Source organism: Desulfurococcaceae archaeon, from assembly GCA_038845865.1.
Taxonomy (GTDB): Archaea; Thermoproteota; Thermoprotei_A; order Sulfolobales; family Desulfurococcaceae; genus UBA285.
In genome coordinates this window covers 104929-127124 of the sequence record JAWBQJ010000002.1, presented here as the reverse complement: position 1 = coordinate 127124, position 22196 = coordinate 104929, and the positions used below count along the sequence as shown (strand labels likewise).

20 protein-coding genes are annotated in these 22196 nt (G+C 48.4%); 6 read left to right on the top strand and 14 right to left on the bottom strand.

The window, feature by feature from the left end; translation table 11 throughout:
* Positions 1-14: 14 nt before the first annotated feature.
* Together QXU03_03675 and bgaS are read right to left on the bottom strand one after the other, a co-directional pair.
* Entirely contained in the window at positions 15-239 is a 225-nt protein-coding gene (locus QXU03_03675) for a hypothetical protein (GenBank protein ID MEM2170840.1), read from the bottom strand.
* Entirely contained in the window at positions 236-1777 is a 1542-nt protein-coding gene (gene bgaS, locus QXU03_03670; protein MEM2170839.1) for a beta-galactosidase BgaS, read from the bottom strand. The genes QXU03_03675 and bgaS overlap by 4 nt, the downstream gene beginning before the upstream one ends.
* A gap of 130 nt (positions 1778-1907) precedes the next feature.
* Here bgaS and QXU03_03665 point away from each other — a divergent pair, with 130 nt between their 5' ends.
* From QXU03_03665 to QXU03_03640, 6 genes are all read left to right on the top strand, one after another.
* Positions 1908-3863, top strand: coding sequence for an ABC transporter substrate-binding protein (locus QXU03_03665; protein MEM2170838.1), 1956 nt, complete (start codon positions 1908-1910; stop codon positions 3861-3863).
* A gap of 85 nt (positions 3864-3948) precedes the next feature.
* Positions 3949-4962: an ABC transporter permease gene (locus QXU03_03660; protein MEM2170837.1), complete on the top strand. Its 1014-nt coding sequence runs from the start codon at positions 3949-3951 to the stop codon at positions 4960-4962.
* A gap of 2 nt (positions 4963-4964) precedes the next feature.
* A complete protein-coding gene (locus tag QXU03_03655; protein MEM2170836.1) occupies positions 4965-5852 on the top strand; it encodes an ABC transporter permease in 888 nt (295 codons plus the stop codon).
* A gap of 8 nt (positions 5853-5860) precedes the next feature.
* Positions 5861-6826 carry an ABC transporter ATP-binding protein gene (locus tag QXU03_03650; GenBank protein ID MEM2170835.1) on the top strand — a complete coding sequence of 322 codons (966 nt, stop codon included), beginning with the start codon at positions 5861-5863 and terminating at the stop codon, positions 6824-6826.
* A 5-nt stretch (positions 6827-6831) separates the two neighbouring features.
* Positions 6832-7779 (top strand): ABC transporter ATP-binding protein, encoded by a 948-nt coding sequence (locus QXU03_03645; GenBank protein MEM2170834.1) that lies wholly within the window; start codon positions 6832-6834, stop codon positions 7777-7779.
* Between the two features lie 12 nt (positions 7780-7791).
* On the top strand, positions 7792-9774 hold the full coding sequence (locus QXU03_03640) for a hypothetical protein (protein MEM2170833.1): 1983 nt from the start codon (positions 7792-7794) through the stop codon (positions 9772-9774).
* Here the strand turns inward: QXU03_03640 and QXU03_03635 are convergent.
* The 12 genes from QXU03_03635 to QXU03_03580 form a co-directional block, all read right to left on the bottom strand.
* A complete protein-coding gene (locus QXU03_03635) occupies positions 9766-10125 on the bottom strand; it encodes a hypothetical protein (GenBank protein MEM2170832.1) in 360 nt (119 codons plus the stop codon). The two genes, QXU03_03640 and QXU03_03635, sit on opposite strands and share 9 nt — an antisense overlap.
* A 12-nt stretch (positions 10126-10137) precedes the next feature.
* Positions 10138-11091 carry an iron-sulfur cluster loop gene (locus tag QXU03_03630; protein ID MEM2170831.1) on the bottom strand — a complete coding sequence of 318 codons (954 nt, stop codon included), beginning with the start codon at positions 11089-11091 and terminating at the stop codon, positions 10138-10140.
* Positions 11092-11188: 97 nt separating this feature from the next.
* On the bottom strand, positions 11189-12478 hold the full coding sequence (locus tag QXU03_03625; GenBank protein MEM2170830.1) for a galactokinase family protein: 1290 nt from the start codon (positions 12476-12478) through the stop codon (positions 11189-11191).
* Entirely contained in the window at positions 12456-13475 is a 1020-nt protein-coding gene (gene galT, locus QXU03_03620; protein ID MEM2170829.1) for a galactose-1-phosphate uridylyltransferase, read from the bottom strand. Before galT ends, QXU03_03625 begins: the two co-directional genes overlap by 23 nt.
* The gene (locus QXU03_03615) at positions 13459-14229 is read right to left on the bottom strand and encodes a hypothetical protein (GenBank protein MEM2170828.1); all 771 of its coding nucleotides are present in this window, start codon (positions 14227-14229) and stop codon (positions 13459-13461) included. Before QXU03_03615 ends, galT begins: the two co-directional genes overlap by 17 nt.
* 151 nt (positions 14230-14380) lie before the next feature.
* On the bottom strand, positions 14381-15268 hold the full coding sequence (locus QXU03_03610) for a radical SAM protein (GenBank protein ID MEM2170827.1): 888 nt from the start codon (positions 15266-15268) through the stop codon (positions 14381-14383).
* A 5-nt stretch (positions 15269-15273) separates the two neighbouring features.
* Positions 15274-16512, bottom strand: coding sequence for an Nre family DNA repair protein (locus QXU03_03605; protein ID MEM2170826.1), 1239 nt, complete (start codon positions 16510-16512; stop codon positions 15274-15276).
* Positions 16513-16639: 127 nt separating this feature from the next.
* Positions 16640-18046: an ATPase domain-containing protein gene (locus QXU03_03600; GenBank protein MEM2170825.1), complete on the bottom strand. Its 1407-nt coding sequence runs from the start codon at positions 18044-18046 to the stop codon at positions 16640-16642.
* 127 nt (positions 18047-18173) lie between these two features.
* A complete protein-coding gene (locus QXU03_03595) occupies positions 18174-19433 on the bottom strand; it encodes a nickel-dependent hydrogenase large subunit (protein ID MEM2170824.1) in 1260 nt (419 codons plus the stop codon).
* Positions 19434-19435: 2 nt separating this feature from the next.
* A complete protein-coding gene (locus QXU03_03590; GenBank protein ID MEM2170823.1) occupies positions 19436-20182 on the bottom strand; it encodes a hypothetical protein in 747 nt (248 codons plus the stop codon).
* A gap of 1 nt (position 20183) precedes the next feature.
* Positions 20184-21032, bottom strand: coding sequence for an FAD/NAD(P)-binding protein (locus QXU03_03585; protein MEM2170822.1), 849 nt, complete (start codon positions 21030-21032; stop codon positions 20184-20186).
* Positions 21023-22039 carry a 4Fe-4S dicluster domain-containing protein gene (locus QXU03_03580; GenBank protein ID MEM2170821.1) on the bottom strand — a complete coding sequence of 339 codons (1017 nt, stop codon included), beginning with the start codon at positions 22037-22039 and terminating at the stop codon, positions 21023-21025. The genes QXU03_03585 and QXU03_03580 overlap by 10 nt, the downstream gene beginning before the upstream one ends.
* Positions 22040-22196 lie beyond the last annotated feature (157 nt).

The window sequence follows — 22196 nt, the reverse complement described above, 5'->3', positions numbered from 1 at the left end:
GATTCTTAACACCATCATTGTTGTTGAGAGCGAATGCCTTGCCTTATAGTGTCTAAGAACCTACGGGCCTCCGGGTACGAAACATCCACATTTACCTTTGAGAGCTCCTCTTTTAGTGATACCAGGTGCCACTTCTCTATTAGTGCGTTAATAAGCTCATTGTAGGATTGAAAGCCCATTTTCTCCTTCAATTCCTTGAGCTTTTTCCAGGTTTCTTCGCTTATCGCCACGGTCTTCATATAAGCTCACCCGGAGGCTTCTCGCTGAACACTACAAGTTTTAGTAAATCTCCGTTAATAGCATTTCTAGACGTGATCTCCTTAAAGACTTTCGTAGATGGCCTCGGCTTCCTCTCCTTCGTTATTAAGTCCACCTCGAATAAGCCGAATTTCTGCTTAAAGCCTTGTGGCCACTCGTAGTTATCGTTTATCGACCAGTGGAAGTAGCCTCTGAGGGTCAAGCCGCTCTCAATGGCCTTTAGCATCGCGTAGGCATGGCTTAGTATATATGATGCTCTGTTAAGGTCTCGGGGATCGGATGTTCCGTTCTCCGTGACGTAGAGTGCATTAGAGTACTTTGAGGCCATGTGTAGTGCCTCTACAAAGCCCTCTGGAAACATCTCCCAGCCCATGCCATCACACCACCTGCCTATCTTGGAGGTACTGTATGGCACGCACGCGTAACCATAGCCCGGCACAGCCTCGAAGTCTAGTAGGGGGTAAGGTGCATTTTCTTTTTTCCTGACTACTATCCTCGTGTAGTAGTTTACGCCGAGCCAGTCCACAGTGCCTCCTAGTACAGTAGATTTAACATACGTCTTCATGTCTAAGCCTACATCAACTACTCCCTTAACAACGGCGTCTAGTAACATGTAGTTGTGGAAGTGATTGTAGTGTACTGCTATCTCACTCTGAGATTCCGAAATCGCATACGCGGGGATGAAGTTGTGTATGATGCCCACTTCGGCTGGCTCTTGGGAATCGGCATCGGCTTTGATCCTGTCAAATCTCTTTATTGCCTTGTAGGCGAGTGCGTGAGCTGTTACCATGTTGACAAATACTTTAGGCAAGACATCAGGCCTATTCACGCCTGGAGGAAACCCACTGTAAGGCGCCATGTAACCTAGTTCTATTGGTACCATAGGCTCAGTTATGGTGGACCACATGTCTACGAGGTCTCCGAGTTTGTACGCTACGTAGGCTGCAAATTTAGCAAACTCTACCGGGAAATACTCTTCGAGGATGCCTCGCGGACCCTTTCTGAGGTCCGTGGACCTTGACTTTATTGGGTTGTGCAGCCAGTATGGTAATGTAAAGTGATATAGGTTTACTATTACTTTAAAACCACGTTTACGGAGGTCTAGTATTATGTCCCTGTATATTGAAACGGCGTCCTCGTTGGCGACTTCATCGAGCTCTGCAATGGTCTCCTCCGTGATCTTTACGTCCTTTACGAATCCATTACCGTCCCTCTCCACGTCTACTTCTATGTGCGTTGTGGGGTAGAGGAATACTCTACTCCACTCCACGCCAATTCTATAAGCATTCATACCAAGCCATCTGGCATTTTCATGATCTACCCTATATAGTTCCAAATAGTTAACTCCGTCTTCAGGTAGATCTCCGCTAACAAGCTTTGTTGAAATATTGAAGGGTTCTCTTACCCAGTGCCACCAATCAGTATTGGGGTCAATAAACCTGTGATAAGAGTCTCCCATTTCGAATTGAAACCCTGATTGAGAAACCCCCCATTTGAAGTCCTGTGGGAATTCGTGCACTGTATAACACCCCTTTGAATTTATAGAATCGTGAAGCTTATATACATTTAATGGAAATCCGCGCAGTGTATGTTTAGAAGAAAAGTTTATAAACTTATATGTTTTTACATTGTAAGGAGGTGGGTCTAAAGTGTACGGGAAAAAAGCTCAACTCCTACTAACTAGCATTCTACTACTACTAGTTCTACCCGTAGCGCCTACTACTGTCGCCCAGGTGGCACCTCCACGCTCGGAAACACTCATTATTGGAGGTGCGTACTGGGAACCACCTAAGAAATGGAATCCCTTAAACTACCCAGGATCGGCATCCGGCGTTGTCGGGTTGGTATATGAACCCCTGTACATCTGGGTGCCAATTAAGCCAGCCGATCAGAGGTTCATGCCGTGGCTTGCCAAGGATCTTCCGGTCTGGGAATCCCCTACGAGGGTTGTGATCAGGCTAAGGGATGAAGCTAGGTGGTGGGATGGAAAGCCCGTAACGGCGGATGACATCATATTTACTTGGTATACCCTACCGCGCAAGGTCACCACGGCAGCATGGGCTGGTGTTAGAAACTATATTGTAGAAGTACAAAAAGTAGATGAGAAAGCCGCTAGGTTTATACTGTCAGAAAATGCCAACTACGCTGACTTCCTTTTCCAGCTCTATAGTGCACCTGTGTTACCTAAACACTTCTTCGAGCCGTTCGTGGAGCAATACGGTGAGGAGCTGACGGACCTGTCTAAGTGGCCTATTATAGCGCCGGACAACGATCCGAAGAAAATCGTTGGAAGCGGTATGTACAGAATATACTACTTAGCAGACGATCATTTCGTATTGGAACGCATAGATGACTGGTGGGGCAGGGCGGTATTCGGTCTACCGGCACCTAAATACATTAAAGGTGTAGTGGTTTACAGCAACCAGGTAGCGGCGAACATGCTAGGAGCCGGCGAATTAGATTGGAGTAACTTCTACATCCCAGGAGGTCCAGACATGGTAAAGAGGGGCACCGTAGTAGCGTTCTACAAGGATTATCCGTTTTACCTATCTGCAAACGTTGCGTACTTATTTGTCAATACCCAGAAAGAGCCATTCAACGACCCCGAGTTCAGGAAAGCGATGTACTTTGCCATTAATGTGGACAAGCTAATAGGTGCGGCGTTTGAAGGTGTCGTAATAAAATCTAATCCTGTAGGCCTGCTACCAGTTTGGGAAGAGTTCCTGGCTAAGGACCTCATTGAGCAATACGGCTACAAATATGAACCCGAAAAGGCGAAGCGGGTTCTAAGCGAGGCTGGATATGTTGATCGCGATGGAGATGGGTGTAGAGAACTCAAAGACGGCAGGCCTTTTAGAATGAGCATCATTGTACCATACGGCTGGACCGATTGGATGTTCGCAATCATTAACATAGCAGATGATCTGAGAAAAGTAGGGATATGCGCAGAGGCGCAATTTCCTGATTTCGGTGTGTACGTAACAATGATCGACAGTGGTGAATACGATGCCGCAATAAACAACTTTGGAAGCTTTGCAGCGCCATCGCCTTATAGCCTGTATTACTGGGCGTTTGCTGCAACGCCAGGTATCTGGACCGGTAGTCACGGTAGATATCAAAACCCGGAGCTTGTATCGCTAATAGAGCAACTAGGTGGAATACCGCCACTACCAGAATACAAAGAGCAAATAGGAAAGGTGCTTCGGGAAATACAGAAGATCCTGTTAGATGAGATGCCGGCACTACCCCTTTGGTACAATGGCTACTGGTTTTTAGCAACGACAAAATACTGGACGGGCTGGCCGAGCCAGGATGACCCCTACGGAGTTCCAATAATATGGAATGGTCAGTGGCAGCATGGCGGTATGTTGGTACTACTTAAACTTAAACCACTTGTAATAACCCCTACACCAACGCCGACAATACCCACACCAACACCCACACCTACAACTCCAACACCTACACCTCCTACTACTCCGACTACACCTACATCTCCCACGCCGACGACCCCGGCCCCACCCATTAGCGTAGAGGTCGTAGTAGCCATCGTATTGGTTGTGATAATAGCAATTGTAGTAGCGGTGGCTTTGCTGAGGAGGAAGTAGAAGATGCCTGTTAAAGTATTTTTTGCGCACGCTCTCTTCATTGCTTATAAAGGTTCCATAAAAATGGTTCTCCTAGGCTGGAAGTGTGCCCTTAAAAATCTACCTGGCTAAGCGCATTACCACGTACCTAACGATCTTTGTCGTTTCCGTTACCTTGGTCTGGACCTTAATTAAGTTTGCCCCAGGAGACCCCGCCTTGACGAACGTCATGAGAGCTATGATAGCTCCTGGCGTGAGGTATACTCCTGAGCAAATAGAGATGTTTAAGCAAAGAGCTATAGAGATGCTCGGATATAACTTACCTCTACACGAGCAGTTCATACTCCTGTGGAAAAGGATCTTTACGGGGGACCTCGGGTGGAGCACTTACTTCTCAGCACCCGTTTCATCTAAGATCCTTGAAATAGTTATAAATGACTTACTGCTTATAGCGCCGGCTATAATTGTCAGCTGGTTCCTAGGAAACTGGCTCGGCGCACTGGCAGCTAGGTACCGGGCTCTCGACAGGGTACTCGTCCCTCTAATGTACGTCTTGACGGCAACACCGTATTTCCTCTTCGGGCTACTACTGGTATACGTCTTTGGAGTAGTCTATGGGGTATTCAAGCCCGTTATAACGTCAACGGACATACACGGGCTATTCGTCAATCCATGCTGGGAGACCCTATTAAACTTTCTAAGAGCATATACGTTACCATTTCTCTCAATGGTCCTAGTGTCCATGGGGGGATGGGCCTCGGGTATGAGGACATTGATGATCTACGAACTCGAGTCTAATTATGCGAGGTATATGGAATCCCTTGGCTTCTCCGCGCGGAAGATTTCTTCGTACGCGTTCAAGTATGCTATAAATCCGCAAATAACAGGGCTCGGCATACAGCTGGGAACGATAATTGTTGCAGGCCTCGCCCTCTCCTCGATATTCAATTACCCAGGAGCCGGCATAGCGCTCATATATGCGATAAACTACAGGGACGTGTTCTTGATTCAGGGCATAGTCATAGTCTACACCATAATGGTAATTGCCGCTAACTTCATCATAGACATTGTCTATGTAGTAGTAGATCCGAGGCTCAAAGTAGGGTTTACCAGTGGTTAGGAATGTTCGGTCTCACTAAAAGCATCACGTGGAATATCCTTAGGCGCAATGCGAAGTTCTGGTCATGCCTAGCGGTAATAATTAGTGTCATAGGGTTGGCTACTGTAGGGCCATACCTAACACCGTACAAGCCGCTGGAGTATACTTCACCAAAACTACCCCCATTAACGCCTGGTCACATCTTCGGCACAGACAACCTGGGTTATGACGTATTCAGCGCCACGGTATACGGCTTGCGGGTGTCCCTTTCAGTTGGGTTGATAGCCGCGGTGGTTGCAACCACCATTGGGACAGTTCTAGGCCTAATAGCAGGCTACAAGGGCGGCATCGCGGACTCGGTAATAGACGGCTTTGCAATACTAATACTCACAATGCCATCAGCGTTTATTCTCATAATTCTGGGCACATTTTACATACGGGCAGACATGGGGGTCGCGGGTGGTTGGAGAGAGATAATGAACATCGTTTTTCTCGGTTCAATGATTGGTTTGCTAATGTGGCACTGGACAGCTAGGGCCGTCAGGTCTCAAGTCGCCGCGCTGAAGGTATCGGATTACGTAGCCGTGTCAAGACTTAGCGGTAACTCGGACTTGAAAATCATAGTTAAGGACATACTGCCTAACATAGCCTCGTACATAGCATTAGTATTCGTCATACAGCTAGCCAACGGCCTTCTCACCGCCGTCACCTTGGAATTCCTCGGGATCAAGGCATCAGAATGGTCTCTCTTCGCCAGGATAATGCAGTGGCTTCAAATGGGTGCCCTTACAGCACATGTGTGGTGGGCTTGGCTCATACCCGGAGGAACATTAGTGGCATTCATAGCCTCCCTGTACCTGGTGGTTCTTTCACTGGAAGAGGTATTTAACCCAAGGCTTCGAAGGATCTAGGTGATAGCGTGGGTTCTAAGGTGCTGGAAGTACAGGGTTACAGGGTTTACTACAGGACTCTAAGTGGTTATATCAGAGCAGTTGATGGGGTGCATTTAAGTATTTGCGAGGGAGAAATAGTCGGTTTAATAGGTGAAAGCGGATGTGGTAAATCGACGTTTGCACAGTCTCTCGTCCTCCTCAAGTACCCCATGGTGTACATGGGCGGTAACGCTATCTTCGAGGGCTCGTACGACTTAAACAAATTAACGTTACAGGAGAGAAGGAAAATACTATTGAAAAAGATAGCGTTTATACCGCAATATGCACTAGACGCGTTACCCGTAATAAAGAAGATAAGGTCCTTCATAAGAGACCTAGTACGGGATAAGGGCTTTACCGAAGAAGTCCTAGAAGTGTTCAAGGAAAGGTTGAAGCAGGTGGGCCTTTCCGAAAGAGTTCTGGAAATGTATCCGTTGGAGCTTTCCGGCGGAATGAAGCAGAGAGTTGTAATAGCCATATCCACGCTGTTCAAGCCCAGGCTACTTATAGCTGATGAGCCGACTTCAGCGCTAGACGTCGTTACGCAGAGACAAGTACTCGAGTTGCTAAGAGACCTTAGAGACCGCGGAGTTGCCGGCTCAATACTCTTCATAACGCATGATATAGCGTCAATCAGGCAGATAGCCGATAAAGTAGCCACAATGTATGCCGGTAAAATTATAGAAACCGGGCCACTGGAGAGCGTTGTCAAAGACCCTCTACACCCATACACCTCTCTACTAATAAGATCTGTACCAAGCATAAACGCCTCTTACAAAGTAAGAAGGTTAACGGGCTTGGGCGGGTCGCCACCTAGTCTGCTGCATCCTCCTCGTGGTTGTAGATTTCACCCGAGGTGCCCTTACGCTATGCCGACTTGTAGCGAACAAGAACCTTATTTAGTTGACTTAAATGACCGTTGGGTTGCGTGCTGGCTTTATTCAAAGAGGTGAACCTCGTGGATGAAGCGCTCTTAGAGCTCGACAGCGTCTCCAAGATCTTCACCACCGGGCTTTTAGGTGGAACTCGTATTAAAGCAGTTGACAACGTCTCAATGAAAGTATACAAAGGCGAGATACTAGGCATACTAGGAGAGTCGGGCAGCGGTAAGTCCACGATAGCAAAGCTCATACTCAAGATACTGAAGCCTACGAGCGGTAAAATACTATATAGAGGCAGAGACGTGTGGAGCATTGATAACAAGGTGTACTATCGGAGGGTACAGGGGGTATTTCAAGATCCCTATGCGAGTTTTAACCCTAGGAGAAGGGTTCTTGATATCTTTGTTGACACCATGAGAAACTACTATGCAGAGCTAACGAGCAAGATCACAGAAGAGCTGGAAAGGGCGCTAAGTAAGGTGGGTATGAACGTCAAAGACGTGATAGGCAAATATTCTCACGAGTTTAGTGGCGGTCAGTTACAGAGGCTTTCTATTGCGAGAGCGCTTCTCGTAAAGCCTGAAGCCATAGTAGCGGATGAGCCTGTGTCCATGGTTGACGCGTCTACAAGAATAGACATATTAAACATATTCATCGACTTGAAGGAAGAAGAAGGCTTGGCGTCCATCATAATAGGGCACGACCTCGGCCTGGCAAGCTATGTTAGTGACCGCGTAGTGGTACTATATAAAGGCCAGGTAGTTGAACAGGGTACGGTGAACATTTTACGAGATCCTGCACACCCCTACACGAAAATGCTTCTCGAGGCCGTTCCTCGAATAGACTACAAGTGGACTACGCCGTTGAGGTACCAAGTAGAAAGCGTCCAAACACGGCACACTACGGGTTGCGTATTTGTGAATAGGTGTCCATTTAGATTGGAAGACAAGTGCGCTAAACTAGAACCGCATGTTGTAAATCTCGGGGATTCCCAAGTTAAGTGCTGGCTATACGCGGAAAAGTGATCGGGGCTCGTCATGCAGAAACGCGTTATCTTTCTCGTCCTGCTAGTGACCGTGCTCGCCAGCTCGCTATTACCAGTATCCAGTACGACCCATTTATGCAAGCTCGAAGCCGCCATCTTAGAAATCATACCATCTAGCGTAAGGAACGTGCGCTCCTCCACGAGAAGCGGTAAACTCTTCGACCCCGTGATTGTTGAGAAAATTGCGATCGATGTGAATGCGTGGGGCCTTGAAAGCCAGGGCGATGGGTTTGAAGGCTACATAGACTTGACGGTAGACGAGAAGGGCATTCTTAGGCTCGTGGCAGACGTTAACGTGCCTAGTGGGGGGTTAAACCCGTGGAGCGTGATCGCGTACCCCGAGATCATCTACGGAATTAAACCGTGGAGCCCCGAACTAAGACACGTACAAGAAAAGTCTTTTAAGTTGCCCCTTAATTTAAAGGGGCTTCCTCAAATATATGCGCTAGTCGACTATGCAGTGATGAATGCTTCTACGGCGGTTAATCTAGCATTTGACTTGTGGATTCTCAAAACGCACGAACCAAGAAGCCCCGTGAAGGGAGACATAGAGCTCATGATATGGCTTTATAAAGGGGGTGGGAGGAGCGGGCCCCATCCTGCTGGAAAGCACGTAAAAACGGTAAAAATGCCACTCATTAGTGAGGGTGCCTTGAGTGAAGCGGTATTCGAGGTCTGGGTTGAGAGGGAGGTAGCGGGTGGCTGGACGTACGTAGCGTATGTTTTAAAGGACGCCCTGGAGAGACGTGAACTAGTGTTAAACGTCTCCTCCTTCGTGGTGGATGTAGTTAAGATGCTGGGGCTTGACCTCGGTGATTACTACCTATCGTCGTTAGAACTGGGCTTTGAGATCTTCTATGGCGAGGTTATAAACGTTGTGGCGTCTATTTACAGGTACTATTTAATAGCTAGTAGCGACGTCGTAGACCTAGAACAACTGTTACTTATAACGAGAAGGGCCACTAAGCTCGTCGCCTGGATCGTGCCGTGGGGTTACAGCGTGGACGTGGAGGGGTTTAACGATAAATTTACGCCAGGAATCGTTTTAGCCTATGACGCCGACTGCGGCCTCTGCACCTCCACGCTTAGGGCTTGGGCAGACATTTCCTTTAGGCTCTTAGAGGGCTTTCTCCACCGTGAAAAAGTAGTTTATGTGAATCTATTCAGTGAAAAGTACCAGCCTTCTTGGAGATGGCGTGGTGAGCTAACGAAAGTAATGTACGACGAAAAGATACTACGTGAACTCAAACGGATCGCCGGTGACGGTGAGCGCATGTACATTGGTTTCAGTGAAATGACAACCTGCATTAACGATCAGGAGTGCTTTGAAGAGCTGGTTAGAGCGTATGAAAAGTTAAAGGAGCTGTTCCCAGCAGCGAGACTATATTACTACGGTTCGAGTGGTGATAGCGTTAAAAATATGCTCAAGTTATACAAAGAGATCGGCCTAGACCTCATTGGGCTAGACCTGTGGAGCTACAAGTACGCTGAAGGTAGAGTGAGAATAGACGACCATCTGGCCGAGAAAACTAAGCAGCTACTTGACGTCGTGCCACGAGACGCCTTCTTTGTTGGCGAAATAGGGTTGAGGCTTAACGACGTAGAAGCTTACGTTGAGCCATTCAATAAGCACCGTCGCATAGTCGAGAAAGAGGGGGTGCACAGGGCGTATTACGAACAAGTACTACAGCACATCCGCGAACTAGGTTTCAAGAACGGCTATCTTGGCGTATGGTCGTGGAACGATGAGGTGTACGCGATCATGAGTGACAGCATCTTACAGGGATTGATAATCAATGAGGCTATTGCACTGGGTGTGCTACCACGTGCATGCACAGCGCTCGAAGCCGAAGGCAGTACTTCCATACCAGTGGAAGAGGGACGTGTCTTGGCAATGCAAGCATTGGCGTTAGTAGTCGCAGTAGCGCTAACCCTAGCCGTTATTTTGTTGAAATGGCTGGGGAACTCAGTCTAGTAGTTCTTGTAGAGACTTAAACATACCGGGGTGTAGTGAGCCTTTCTTCGATTTAATGATGCTGATTATCCAGTCTGCGAGTCTGTAAACACCGTTCCTGTACTCTAAAAAGCCCTTCCGGACCAGCATGGCCATCGCTATGTAGATTTCCTTAACTATGATCGCGTCTTCCAGCTCGCTGACAAGATCGGCCTCTCCCTGCCTGGCCCTCTTTTTGACCTCTTCCTTTAAGTCCAATGCGGCAACTATTTCGCCGACACTAATGTGCCTGATGAAGTACTCCATGATTAGCCTTTCAAGCTTGTTAAGCGTCAGTATTTCCCTTAAACTGCGCCTAGGCTTCTCGCTCACCTTATCACCCGCCTAGTAGTACCACGTGTAGGGAAACGCGTGTTCTTTAACCATGAAGGCCGCGTTTACTCGAGCCCTGCAGAAGCCTTTAAATAGACACTTCTCACAATGTGGCGGTTCATCCCTCAGGCAGATCGTTCTACCCATGATCCAGAAGTAGTCATCAATTGTTACAGGGCTTAAGCTGGCTTTCTCGGCTACTTGCCTATAAGCTCGCCTTATGACGAGTCTCAGTATAAAGTCTTCTTCGGAGGTTACATCGATGCCGTTCCTTATCTTATCCCAAATAGGCCCTGAAACCATGACTAACCCAAGCCTATAAGCTATTCTGGAGAGGTGGTTATCTACTGCTACATCTAACTGGTCGACAGGATTGTAAAGACCTCTTGCAATTAAAAACTTTGCAAGCAGCATCGTCTTCTTCTCTACGGGGTCTTCGTAAGCCCTGAAAACGCGTAGATTATCAGCTAGCCCCGGTTTTTCGAGTGATCCGCGAAGCCTGTCGTTAGAGCACTCGAGTAACCTAGTCACGCTAGAGCTATATAGTTTAACTAGTTTCAAACCAAGATCTCTAAGTAGCGCCGTCCTTATATCAGGGTCTGGTGGAGTGGCGTCGCCAACTGTAAATGCATCTGTAACTTCCTTTACGGTAACCTTCGAGAGGTTCTCGGGTGAGAAGAAGTTAGGGTTTTCATTAAATTTCTTAATTCCAAGTCTATAGAGGAGGTCCGCTCCTTTATAGCACCCGTCGTCTAGGCACGCATAGTACCGCTTACTAGGCCTGCTAAGCCTGTGGTCGATTGCTACCATTACGATGAAGTAGCGTAGCGTGTTCTCGGGCTCTTCGCTCTTAGAGGGGTAGAACCTCTCGTCGTAGACATCTAGCTTCGGAAGCTCATTTACCTTGTTTTTAATAACCCGGGCAGCCTTTTCCACGACTGATTTGTCAATGCCAATAACGTCCACCAATAACACCCTGGAGGATTGGTTGTAGCAATGCCTGCCATTATGTATGTACGTGTTGAAAGGTAATAAGGTGGTACTAGTAGTCGGCTCGATTAAGTTACTTAGTCGCGAGGTCTACGCGGGCACCTTCATCGGTATGTACGACCCATGCACTACGCACCACTTCGCGGACTCCCTTAACGACCTTTCCACCGTCCCTCCACGAATCCACGACCGCTAATAGCGATCCGCCGAGCCCCGCCCCCGATATTTTAACCCCTAATGCACCACTCTTTAAGGCGGTATCCCTAATGACTTCTAGCTCCGGGAGGCTGACTTCGTAAAGATCCCTTAAAAGCAAGTGCTGGTAGTTGATAATACCAGCTACTAGCGCTAGGACGCTGTTTTGTGTCCTAGTGGAGTACTCCAAGCATTCCCTGCACTCTCTCTTCAGGAATGTTGTCGTTTCGTCCTTGACGGTAGCAACGTGAGGGTTTTCCAGTAGCCTTAATGCAAGCTTCGTGGACTCGTTCATCTTAATTGTGAAGATAATTCTATCTTTCAGCCTCTTCTCGAGGCCGTTCAGGTATGGTTCCAGCTCTTCAATTCTCAGCTCGCCCCACGCTACTTCATCTATCTTAGTGGACATCTTCGCTTTTAGGTCACCGGGAACAGTGTGATCTGACAGCACTTTTCGCAAGGCCATTTCTATTTCACTAATTCTCTTCGGGTGTACTTCCACGACACTACGCCTTATGCCGGAATTAAGGACTACGAAAGTCCAGTTGTAATCCCTATACGTTACCGTATCGTAGGGTGGTTTCGTTTCAATTTTTGTCACGCCACCCATGACCGATCCGTATTGGTCTAGTCTCCCACAAGGTACGCCAACGACGTCGTGTTCACTCTGGTAGGCCAGCTCCGCGATTAGCTTTCTTTCGAGGCTTAAACCGTACAGCTCGTTCAGCCCGGTTAATGTTGCTACCTGTAACGCGGCACTACTGGCTAAGCCCGAAGCCATGGGTATCTCGCTGTATACTAGCATGTTGAAATCCCCAATTCCAAGCCCATTTCCTCTAAGCGTGTAAACGATTGACCGGATGTAGTTGCCAAAGAACCCTCTTTCCCTTAACACAGGCTCCTTAGCCGAAAAAGTGTCCACGCACTCGATGTTTTCCATGCAAAGGTTTACAGATAAGACATTGCTTTTCCCTTTAGATTCTGAGAGTGCAACGTACGTTCTCTTGTTTATAGCAACGGAGACTACCGGTAGTCCTTTGTAGTCCTGGTGCGTGTTTAGTAGATCTAACCTACCTGGAGCAGAGGCTACTACCTGCGGCCTAGTACCAAACACCTTTTCAAACTCCTTGACAACGTAATCTACTCTACTTGCACTTTCCGAGTACATCTCCCAGCCCACCTACAGCCTTTTTACATGCTTCTCGCAGTTCCCCGGCCTTTTTCTCGGGTAGGCCATCATAAGTGAACACCCAAAAGCCCCATTCAATGCCGGCGGCGTGCTTAAACTTGTCCTTCTCCCTATAGGGCTGATAAAACTCCACGTGGAAATGGTAATGTTCGTACCTGCCTTTAACCGGCGGGTTGTGGAAGACCATTATGTATGGGGCATCCCGTTCTAGTAGTGCAGTATATGTCGCTGTGACAACTCTTAACACGTCTGCTAGATAAATGCACTCCTCTTCGCTCAAGTCCTTTATGGAGTTTATGTGCCTTTTCGGGTATACGTGTACTTCGTAGGGCCACATAGCGTAAAATGGTAGTAAGGCGACGTAGTGTTCATTTTCGTAAATTGTTCTCCTTCCTCTGCTTAGTTCGTACTTTGCTATATCGCAGATCATGCACCCACCCTCGCTCTCGTGGTACTCTCTCATAGACTCGAGCTCGACCTTTATTCGGGGGGGTGTGAAGGGCAGTGCGTATATTTGTGAGTGGGGGTGTGTTAGCGAAACGCCGATCTCCTTGCCTTTGTTCCTAAATATCGCCACATAGCGTACATAGCTTCTTGATGACAGCTTAACGTACTCCTCTTTGAACAGCTCGATCACCTTTACGGCGTGTTCTAGGCTTAAAGTGTGCAGGTCTCCTTCATGCTCAGGCGTCTCGATGACTACTCGGCACTCACCCTTGGCTTTTCCGGCTTTAAGGCTTTTCAATTCCTCTCTGCTAGGTGATGGCGGGCTTTCGAGCAGTGCTGGGTACTTGTTCGGCAGGGAAACGGTATTCCAGGATTCCAGGTAGGCTAGCTCCGGTGCACCGGGACAGAACGGGCACTTGAAGGCTTCTCGTTTCTCCTCGGGCCTCCACGGCCTCATAGACCTGTGCTCAGCCACTATGATCCACTGCTTTATTAAGGGATTCCACCTTATTTCATGCAACTTGGTCACCTTGTTCATTCTTCGGCAGTCTAAGCAACTCCTCGATGAGCATATTAACCTTTGAGTTAAGGTCTCCTTGAGCCTCTGCGACTTTACGCGCGATTTTAGTGATTTTCTCGCATACGGCTCTACAGTCACCGCTCACGATGCTCGCTGGGTTAGGTGAGCACTCGACATATATGCAGGGGGATACAAGCTTAAGTAGCTCGAGAACGCCTACTAGGTCGTTACAACGCATACTAGGCAGGTCGCGAGATACGTACTTGTAGTAGAGTTCAACGACGTTACCCAGCCCTCTCGAAGCGAGGAAGCCATGCACTTCGACGTCCTTAATTACGGTAGAAGCTACGTAAACCACTTCCATGGCATTTCCGCCCAGTCCTTCTACGAGATTACCCTTCACTAGTATAACGTAGCTTGATATGTTACCGTGAAGTAGGCTGTGAACACCCTCGTGGAATAGTAGCGCTCTCAGAACATCGTAGTCCAGCCGTTTACACTTTTCATAGTCAACGTGTATGCGCGGCCAGCCCATCCAAGCTTCGTGCGAGACTGGGTAGTCACCGATGACGGATATGTCAATGGCTAAAGCAGCTCCGGTTAAGTGCCTTAACTTATCCTCCGTTGACTCGTAAACGTGCACTTCTACCAGCTCGGGTTGCTGTGCCAAGCTACTGTACAGCTCTGTGAGGATAGCCTTCACGGTGCTTATAAAATCTCGTGGGACATTACCGTGTACTTCAACGTACATGTTACCATCCACGAGCAGCACCAACGCGTTCCAGGTAATTAAATGAGTAGCTCTACCAGGAAATATTTTTACTAGATCAAGCCCTCACCGTCGGAGGGGTATTTTGCGGCGCGGCCGGTCTCCCAACGAGCTACTGCGGTAACCTGCGACGTGGTTAAAGCGCTCACCGATGTGCTTGACGAGGACGCTTATTCGAGTTGGCCAGGGCGTGGCTGAACGAGCTGAGGGGCGAGTTGCATTTGGACTCGGAGTTGCCGAGAAATCCGGGCTTACACGTTAAGGCGTACTCATCACAGTACTTTAGTATAGTACCCTTAACGCTAACCCACCAGCTGGTATTTTTCATCGAAATGTAGCCTCGTAGCGGGTGCGTGGGGTTTTTCATGAAGGGTTTAATGTTTAGAGGATCGTAGTAGAGCGTAGACGCCGTTTCGTGTGCGAGCTTCGCTATTCTCTCCACGGTTTCCTCATCGTCGTTAAGTCCTGGTACTATCGGGCCATAGAAGATCCACGTCTTAATGCCGAGGTCGCTAAGCTTTCTTAGAGCTTGAACTCGCGCACCCGGTGGCGGGGAGCGCGGTTCGACGATCTCAGCTAATTTACCATTTAGCGTGGTTATCGTGAAGCCAACATCTACGAGCTCCTTGCGCATCGCCAATAGGTTAAGGTCCCTGAGCACAAGCGGGTTCTTCGTTTGAATGCTAACACGAAACCCGTGTTCAAGTAGTATTTTAAGGCATCTACTAGTAAGCTTGTAAACGGCCTCCACGGGCTGGTAGGCATCTGTGATCGTACCTACGCCGACAACGCCTGGCTTGAGCTTTTTGACTTCGCGTGAAAGCACGTTTACTATATTCGTCTTTAAAACAACCACAAAGCCCCAGTTTTCCGACGCACGTCTATCTTTAGTATAGAGCCGTGCGTAGCAGTACACGCAACCATGTCCGCAGCCTAGGTAGGGATTCAAGGCGTAGTCTAGATCCGGTAGCTTGCTTTTCGATAACGCGGTATGCACGGTGGTGTAATACACCTTGATGCCGCGAAAAGTCACCAAGCCTATTCAAGCCTCTTAAAGTACTCTTCTATTTTCCTAGTGGATAGGATTCTTCGGAGTAGCCTCGAGGAAGAAAACCACTTTTTACAACCAAGCTTAGTTACCCTGTCCAGGTAGTCGCAGACCTCTCTAAGGCTATCCGCCTTCATCGCTGGGCCCTTCTTAAACATCTCTCTACACGATTCACGCACAAACCATACTCCTATTGGGAGGTTGAAGCCCGGGTATATTTCGCGTATTAGTACTGCTGTTGCCTGCCTCTTGACGTACTTAAGGTACTCTAGCGTAGCCAGCATACTCGCGTAGTAACATCCACCAATGCCGGGGTAAGTTGTCCTACCGAAGTAATCCTCGTAATCTCCCTCAACGACAACGTTTAAGCCTACGGGGTTCCAAGTCGAGCCAGGCCACCAGGCTTCCATCCACTCGTAGCTCCATTTGGCCGGGTACAGTACGCCTATGAACAGGTTATCGTGTATCTCGTGTTCAAACACCATTACCTCGTTAATGGGCTTGTAACCCTTGACTTCGCGGAGGATATGCCTACAAATCATGTTGTCAACAGCAGTTATACTCCACCTAGTGGGAACGAGCTTTCTCTGCCCCTTTAAACCAAAGGAGCCGAGGCTGAATGCCTTCTGGATGTGTGATACCGGTATACCGGTTTCGTAGAGGCTGGCAACGGCCTCAGCTGCTGGTAAATCCGTGTCGTAGTACGCTTTTTCCAGAGGCCTAGGTATACTTGGGTTCCCAATTACGCGGAAAGAGCTTAAAGGGGCTCTCGGCCCTTGAGGTGGTTCATGCTCGTTAAAAGTTATTACTGGCCTAGGTGGTTTTTCAAAAACGGCCTGTACATCAACCGGCTTATCGCTAAGAACTAGAAGCCTTACTTCCTCTAAAAACCTGTCTTCGACTCTTTTCACGTTGTAAACTCTATACCCTGTTACCAGGCTCCACCTATACTCTAAAATGTCCTCTACCCTAAGGCTACTCCACTTTTCAGGGTAGTCGAATATACTGGTATCACCTAAAATAGGCGGCGTAGAAGGCCCCGCCCGCACGTACGGGTAGCCCATTCTACCGACGAAGACTGCCGGAGGGGTAGATCCTTCAATGATGTTAGATAACCTCACTCGACTAAGTCTAGTGAACGCGCGAGCCCGGGCTATGATTGGGCAGTATGCGAGGTCGCAAAGCCCTCTGCCCCTACAAAGCACGCAGAGAGATGGGTTAACCTTCAAGCACTTAACCCAAACTCATATACTGCTAAAACTGCTTAAATCGTGAATAGCCGGCTTCCACCCTCAAATGACGGTACCTTCAGCCATCACGCGTTCTCAAAACCTAGTAATAACTATTATGGAAATGCTAACCGGGTTTCGATGGTTGAAGAATGGCTAAAAGCTTCTTGAAGTCTTCCTTTAACTCCGCTATAACGGCATCGCTGAGCTCAAACATTACTGGATCCCTTCCACGACCCCAGCTGTAGATTAATGGTATTAGTTTGCCATCTACGTGCTTGTAGTTTAACTCGAAAATAACATCCGATAACGAAACGTTTGTGCGGTACCAGTGGTGTGAGGGCTTAGAGCTAAACCTCACCACAAGCTTACCTTTGTTTTTAAGCCAGTATAGCTCATTTATCAGCGACGTCCAGTACTCTTCGGGGGCCCCCAAAACACTGAATATCTCCACACCGTGAAACATCACAACATCCACGTTTAAGGCTTCGAGCAGCTCCACCGTGATGGCGTGGAGGTGCGTTATGGTTGCACTCGTGGGGTTTAATGACTCTAAGTGCAGGTATCTATCTACGACGCGACTGCTATCTTCGCGGGATAACCCCGTAAACTTAGTTAGTGCGTTAATGAATGCTTCCCTACTCTCGTCAGTGGAGAATCTATAGGATATGAACACTCCACGTATATTGTTTGAAATCAATAGGTCCACGAACGGTAAGAGAACTACTGGAACCCGTGCCTTGGGCGGGTACACCACGTAGACCACATCACCGCGCCTCACGTACCCGATAGTGCTTTTCGTGAACCTCAACGTAGTTCTTAGAAGCTCGCCCCCTCCTATGACCCTTTGAGGTCTCGGTGGCATGTACACCTTAAACCCCTGGCTCTCCACGATCGAGAAAGGTATCTCGGCTACCATAAGTGGCGCTCCGCGGATTTTCCTCAACTCCATCATCCTCGTGATGAGCCCACGCGTTATACGGTGCTTCAGGTATATCACTATGTCCGCTATAAACTCTATAGCGCCTAGCTCCACTGCCTCCTTCCCGAGGGGGATTTCGGCGATGACTACGAGTAGCCCGTTTATGGCGTTTACCAGCTGGTAGAAGAAGTTCAGGAGAACGGCTCTCTGAGCACGGGTATTCTCGATTAGCTCTATCGCCGCGTTTACCGAGTCTACTACGACCACGTCGTAGGGGGTCTTCGATAGTTTATCCGCAATTATTTTCAAAATCTCATCCGTTGAAGCCACGGGGAGTTTTAAGTACTCGAAGAGCCCTTTACTCTCCGCCTCAAATAGCTTTATTCCAAGCCTCTCCATGTGTCGAAATAACTTCTCCTTATCCTCGTAGAACGTCATGTAGAGGCATTTCTTGCCTTTCAACGTGTTCGCGTAGCAAACCTGTGACGCGAAAGACGTTTTACCCGCACCGGGATGACCAACAACGAGGAGCATTGTACGCGGTTTAATTTCACCAATAATTTCATCTAGTTCTCGAGAACCAGCAGTGAATGTAGTCAAGTTATGATCCACGAAGCTAGCACCCTTATTAAGTAACTGGCACTTTAAAAATAATATTGTGAAATAGTTTATAAAAACCAATTTTACGCGGTGCCGGTATCAATAGCCTAAGAATATACCTAGACCCAGTACCAATGGCTCACCTTAAGACTTCTACGTGCACTGCACACGATAAACACGGGTCAAATGCTGTTATTAATCTATTAGCTTCTTCGACTACCGCCTCGCTGTAAGGTCTATTGATGAGCGCCTTCGCCAGTTCCTGTGCTGTAGCGATGTTCTGTGCGGTCGGCGTCACAATCCTCGCCTTCTTAACTTTTAAGTTATCGTCAAGCTCGTAGTAGTGATATAGCACTCCACGAGGTGCCTCGACCACGAAAGCACAGACATCATCCACGTACGCTACTGGCTCTACGTATTGATTTAGCGGCTTCCTGTAGTTACTAAGGAACTCCTTAAGCCTTAATAACGCGTCTAGTAGCTCAAGTACTCTGGCGATTACGCCCTGGTGAATGTTCTTCAGAGGCGGAGTCCACGAGTAGATTTTCGCTAAGTCCTGTGCTTCGCCTACAAGCTTGCTAAACGAAGTGTTATACCTCGCCAGCGGTCCCACCAAGAAGCCTTTTCCCTTGATGCTGTACTGTAACGATGTAGAGTCCGGTACCACTTCTTCTTTTACGAGCTCTTCGTAAAACTTAACGGCATCATAGACATCCCCGTTCATGCAAACCCCCGTGCCCAGGTGGGGGTAATCATTTTTCGCGTCATTCACCGTGACCAGGCTATACTTGTGAACTTCGTCGGGTATACTTTTTAGAGACAGCACGAACTTAGTGAATTCACTGGCAAGCGGCAATATCTCCCTCGCCAGCACTTCCGATAATTTCCGCACCTCATCTTCTACTGGGGTAAAGTAGACACCACCAGGTCTAATGGTAACGGCATTGTGGAATCTACCGCCAAGGACGGTCATCGCGTCTCGGGCCCACTGCAATACCTTTAAACCGTAGTTCACTATTTTCGGGTTACGGGATGCTAGTACGCCGATATTTTTAGCCCTCGTAATGTCGGGTAAAGACATGAAAAGCACGTGTAGTACGTGGCTCTTCACTCTTTCAGCTAGGTGGAGAGCAGTTCTCAGGGCCTCAACATCTTCCGGTACATTTAAACCGAGACACCTCTCAAACGCCTTAGTAGCGACGAGAACATATGAGACTCCACAAAAGCCACAAATTCTGCTAACTAAGTCCGGTATCTGGGAGTAATGCAGGTTACGTACTATATAGTTGAAGAATCTCGGCGCCTCTACGACCTTAAAGCGCACTCTCTTAACGAGGCTGTTCTCTACTTCTATGACTACCTCGCCTTCACCTTCAACGCGGAGCAACCTCCTCTCCACTTTCACACCCCGAGCACTTTAATGTGTTTATAACCATAGGCTTTTAGAAGCCATGTCATGTGTTCCGGCTTACCGGTCCTCTCAATGAAGTGCTTCAGGTTCTCTGCGGAGAGGTCTTGTATTCTAAGCCCATAGCAGCCGTAACAACCCCGTCTTCTCGAAGGACAGAGAGCCCCGCAACCACTGAGTGTTATCGGGCCTAGGCAAGGCTCTCCCAGCTCTACTAGTAGACATCTATTACCCTTCCTCTTACAGTCTCCACAAACGCTTTCTACTATTTTAACCGGAAAACCGCCGAGAAGTAGTTTTTTTAGGAGGTTTTTAACGGCTTCGGCATTAACAGGGCATCCTGGAAGGTGGTAATCGACCTCAACAAGCTCGTCTAGTGGTATTGGAGAGCCGTAAATTCGGTGCTTGAAGCCCTCTCCGTACGTTTCCGTGATGAGGTCTAGGGAGTTCATGCACGTTCGAAGTGCTTGCACACCACCGAGTGTTGCACACGTCCCCACCGCCACTAGAATACTGCTCCTTTCCCTCACTGCCTTAATGAAGTTCCTCTGCTCGTTGGTCGTTACGGAGCCTTCTACAAGCACTACGTCATATTCACTGAGCGCGTCGTGAAAGCCTAGTTCTGGGAAATACAGGGTGCTAACTTCTCTAGCGAGTTCCTCATCGGACACTATCGATGTCAATATCTCGGTTATACACCCGGAACAAGACGTTAACTTAACCACGGCAACCCTGATCATTTTAAAGCCCCTCCACGGCTAGGTAGTCTTCTACTTCTTGAATGCTAAAGACGGGGCCGTCTCTACACATAAAGTAGTGTCCTAGTTGGCATGTCCCGCAAATGCCGATTCCACACCTCATCCTTCTTTCAAGGGAAACGTAGATCCTTTCCTTGCTGAACCCTCTTTCAACGAGTTTCCGGCACGCTGTCTTGATCATCACTTCGGGCCCGCAAACGAAGGCAGCAGCATTCTTCGGGTTTATATTGATGTGCTGTATCAGGTCCGTAACGAAACCTTGATAGTTTATCGGTACATCGGGGATGAAACCTTCGGCCATGTCCACGGATACTAGTAGCCTCAGGCGATCTTCCCTACCATATCCTTTTAGCTCGTCTTTGTAAAGCAGTAACGAGGGCGTTCTCGCGCCGTAAAGCACTACTAGCTCACCATACTTATCTCTATTTTCAAGCACGAACTGTATAGCGGGCCTGAGGGGTGCTAGCCCAATGCCACCAGCCACCACGACGATGTCCAAGTTCTCGCTTTTCCTGAGCGGCCAGCCCCTTCCATAGGGCCCCCGGACACCAAGCACAGAGCCTATAGATACACTTTTCACGATACCCCGTGTAACGGCTCCCACAACTCTAATAGTGTGATCTATTACCGTGAAGTCGCCCAGTTTCCTCGGAAGCCCTGAAACTGATATGGGGACTTCTCCCAGGCCCCACATGTACACCATGTTGAATTGCCCGGGCTCGGCGCTATATATCCCTTCAACGGCTAGGGTAAAGGTCTTCGTATCAGGTGTTTCGACGACGTCTCTGAGAACAGTGGCCTTTCTATACGAGAATAACTTGGTCACTTCCATCTAGACACCTCTCGGAGGGACTCCTTTAGGTCTATTCCGGCTGGGCACCACGTGGTACACCTACCACACCCCACGCAACCCGTTCTTCCGACCTGCTTTTCGTAAAAAACGAATTTGTGAAGCACAAAGTGCCTGTAACGGGTATAGAGCTCGCGCCTAAAGTGGCCGCCTGCTACTAACCCGTATGTATAGGTCCTGCACCCAATCCACTTAGCAACCCGCGCGGCCTCGCCATCACCTTGTAGCATGTCTTCCAGCTCTATACAGAAGCAAGTTGGACAGACGTAATTACACGATCCGCAGGCTAGGCACTTCCTAGAGACGTCTCTCCACAGATCCACTCTTGCCGTCTTGTCTACCAGCTCTTTCCGCAAGGCGAGAGGCACCGGTATTTTACCCGAAGCCCTTTCAGTAGCTATTCTAGATGCTTCCATGTACTTTTCTAGTTCTTTCTCACCAGGAGTTGAGAGCCTGAGGTCCCTGAGAATCCCCAACCCCGCCCCGCTAAGTGCCTTGAAGAACACGGTGTCACCTACGATCGCGTAGGCAATATCGCAGTGATCTTCAATTAAAGGCCCTGCTTTAACGTCACCGCAAAAACATGTTTCCAAGGGCCTTAAGCACTCTTCCGCCACAATTAATTTGAGAGAACCTCTCGTAGAAGTATATACCGGGTGCCTCGCCATTAAAATGCAGTCGAGTATTCTCATGGCTAAGAGGTCGCAGGGCTTTATACCGAAAAGCACTATTGAGCCTGCTACCTGGTGCTTCGTGGTTACCGCGTAGTCCCTGTTCACGTGGACGAGCACGTGTTCTGGCGGTAGTAGTATGTACTTCGGTGAAAACTGGGGTATCCTCGGAGGAAGCCCCAATACCAGCTCCTCCGGCCTTTCGAGGGCGCCGAAAACAACACTCCCTTCTTGGACTTTATAACCAATAATACTACTTGGAGGTGTCAGCTCTTTGATGTAATGGAAGAGCCTGCTAATGTCTTCCTTTGAACCCACATATAGCATACTGGCTGGAATACCATAAACACCTCGTAACTGCCATATTAGTCGAATAATGCTCCTAAAAGAGTTTTGTTATTACGCGTAATGACGTATAATACCACCGAGAACATGCCCTAAGTGAGGTGCTCTACTCGTACTTTACACCTACACG

Coding starts and splice junctions, on each gene's coding strand:
- QXU03_03675 (MEM2170840.1), bottom strand. CDS start 239: ATGAAGACCGTGGCGATAAGCGAAGAAACCTGGAAAAAGCTCAAGGAA.
- QXU03_03655 (MEM2170836.1), top strand. CDS start 4,965: ATGTTCGGTCTCACTAAAAGCATCACGTGGAATATCCTTAGGCGCAAT.
- QXU03_03640 (MEM2170833.1), top strand. CDS start 7,792: ATGCAGAAACGCGTTATCTTTCTCGTCCTGCTAGTGACCGTGCTCGCC.
- QXU03_03625 (MEM2170830.1), bottom strand. CDS start 12,478: ATGTACTCGGAAAGTGCAAGTAGAGTAGATTACGTTGTCAAGGAGTTT.
- QXU03_03590 (MEM2170823.1), bottom strand. CDS start 20,182: ATGATCAGGGTTGCCGTGGTTAAGTTAACGTCTTGTTCCGGGTGTATA.
- QXU03_03585 (MEM2170822.1), bottom strand. CDS start 21,032: ATGGAAGTGACCAAGTTATTCTCGTATAGAAAGGCCACTGTTCTCAGA.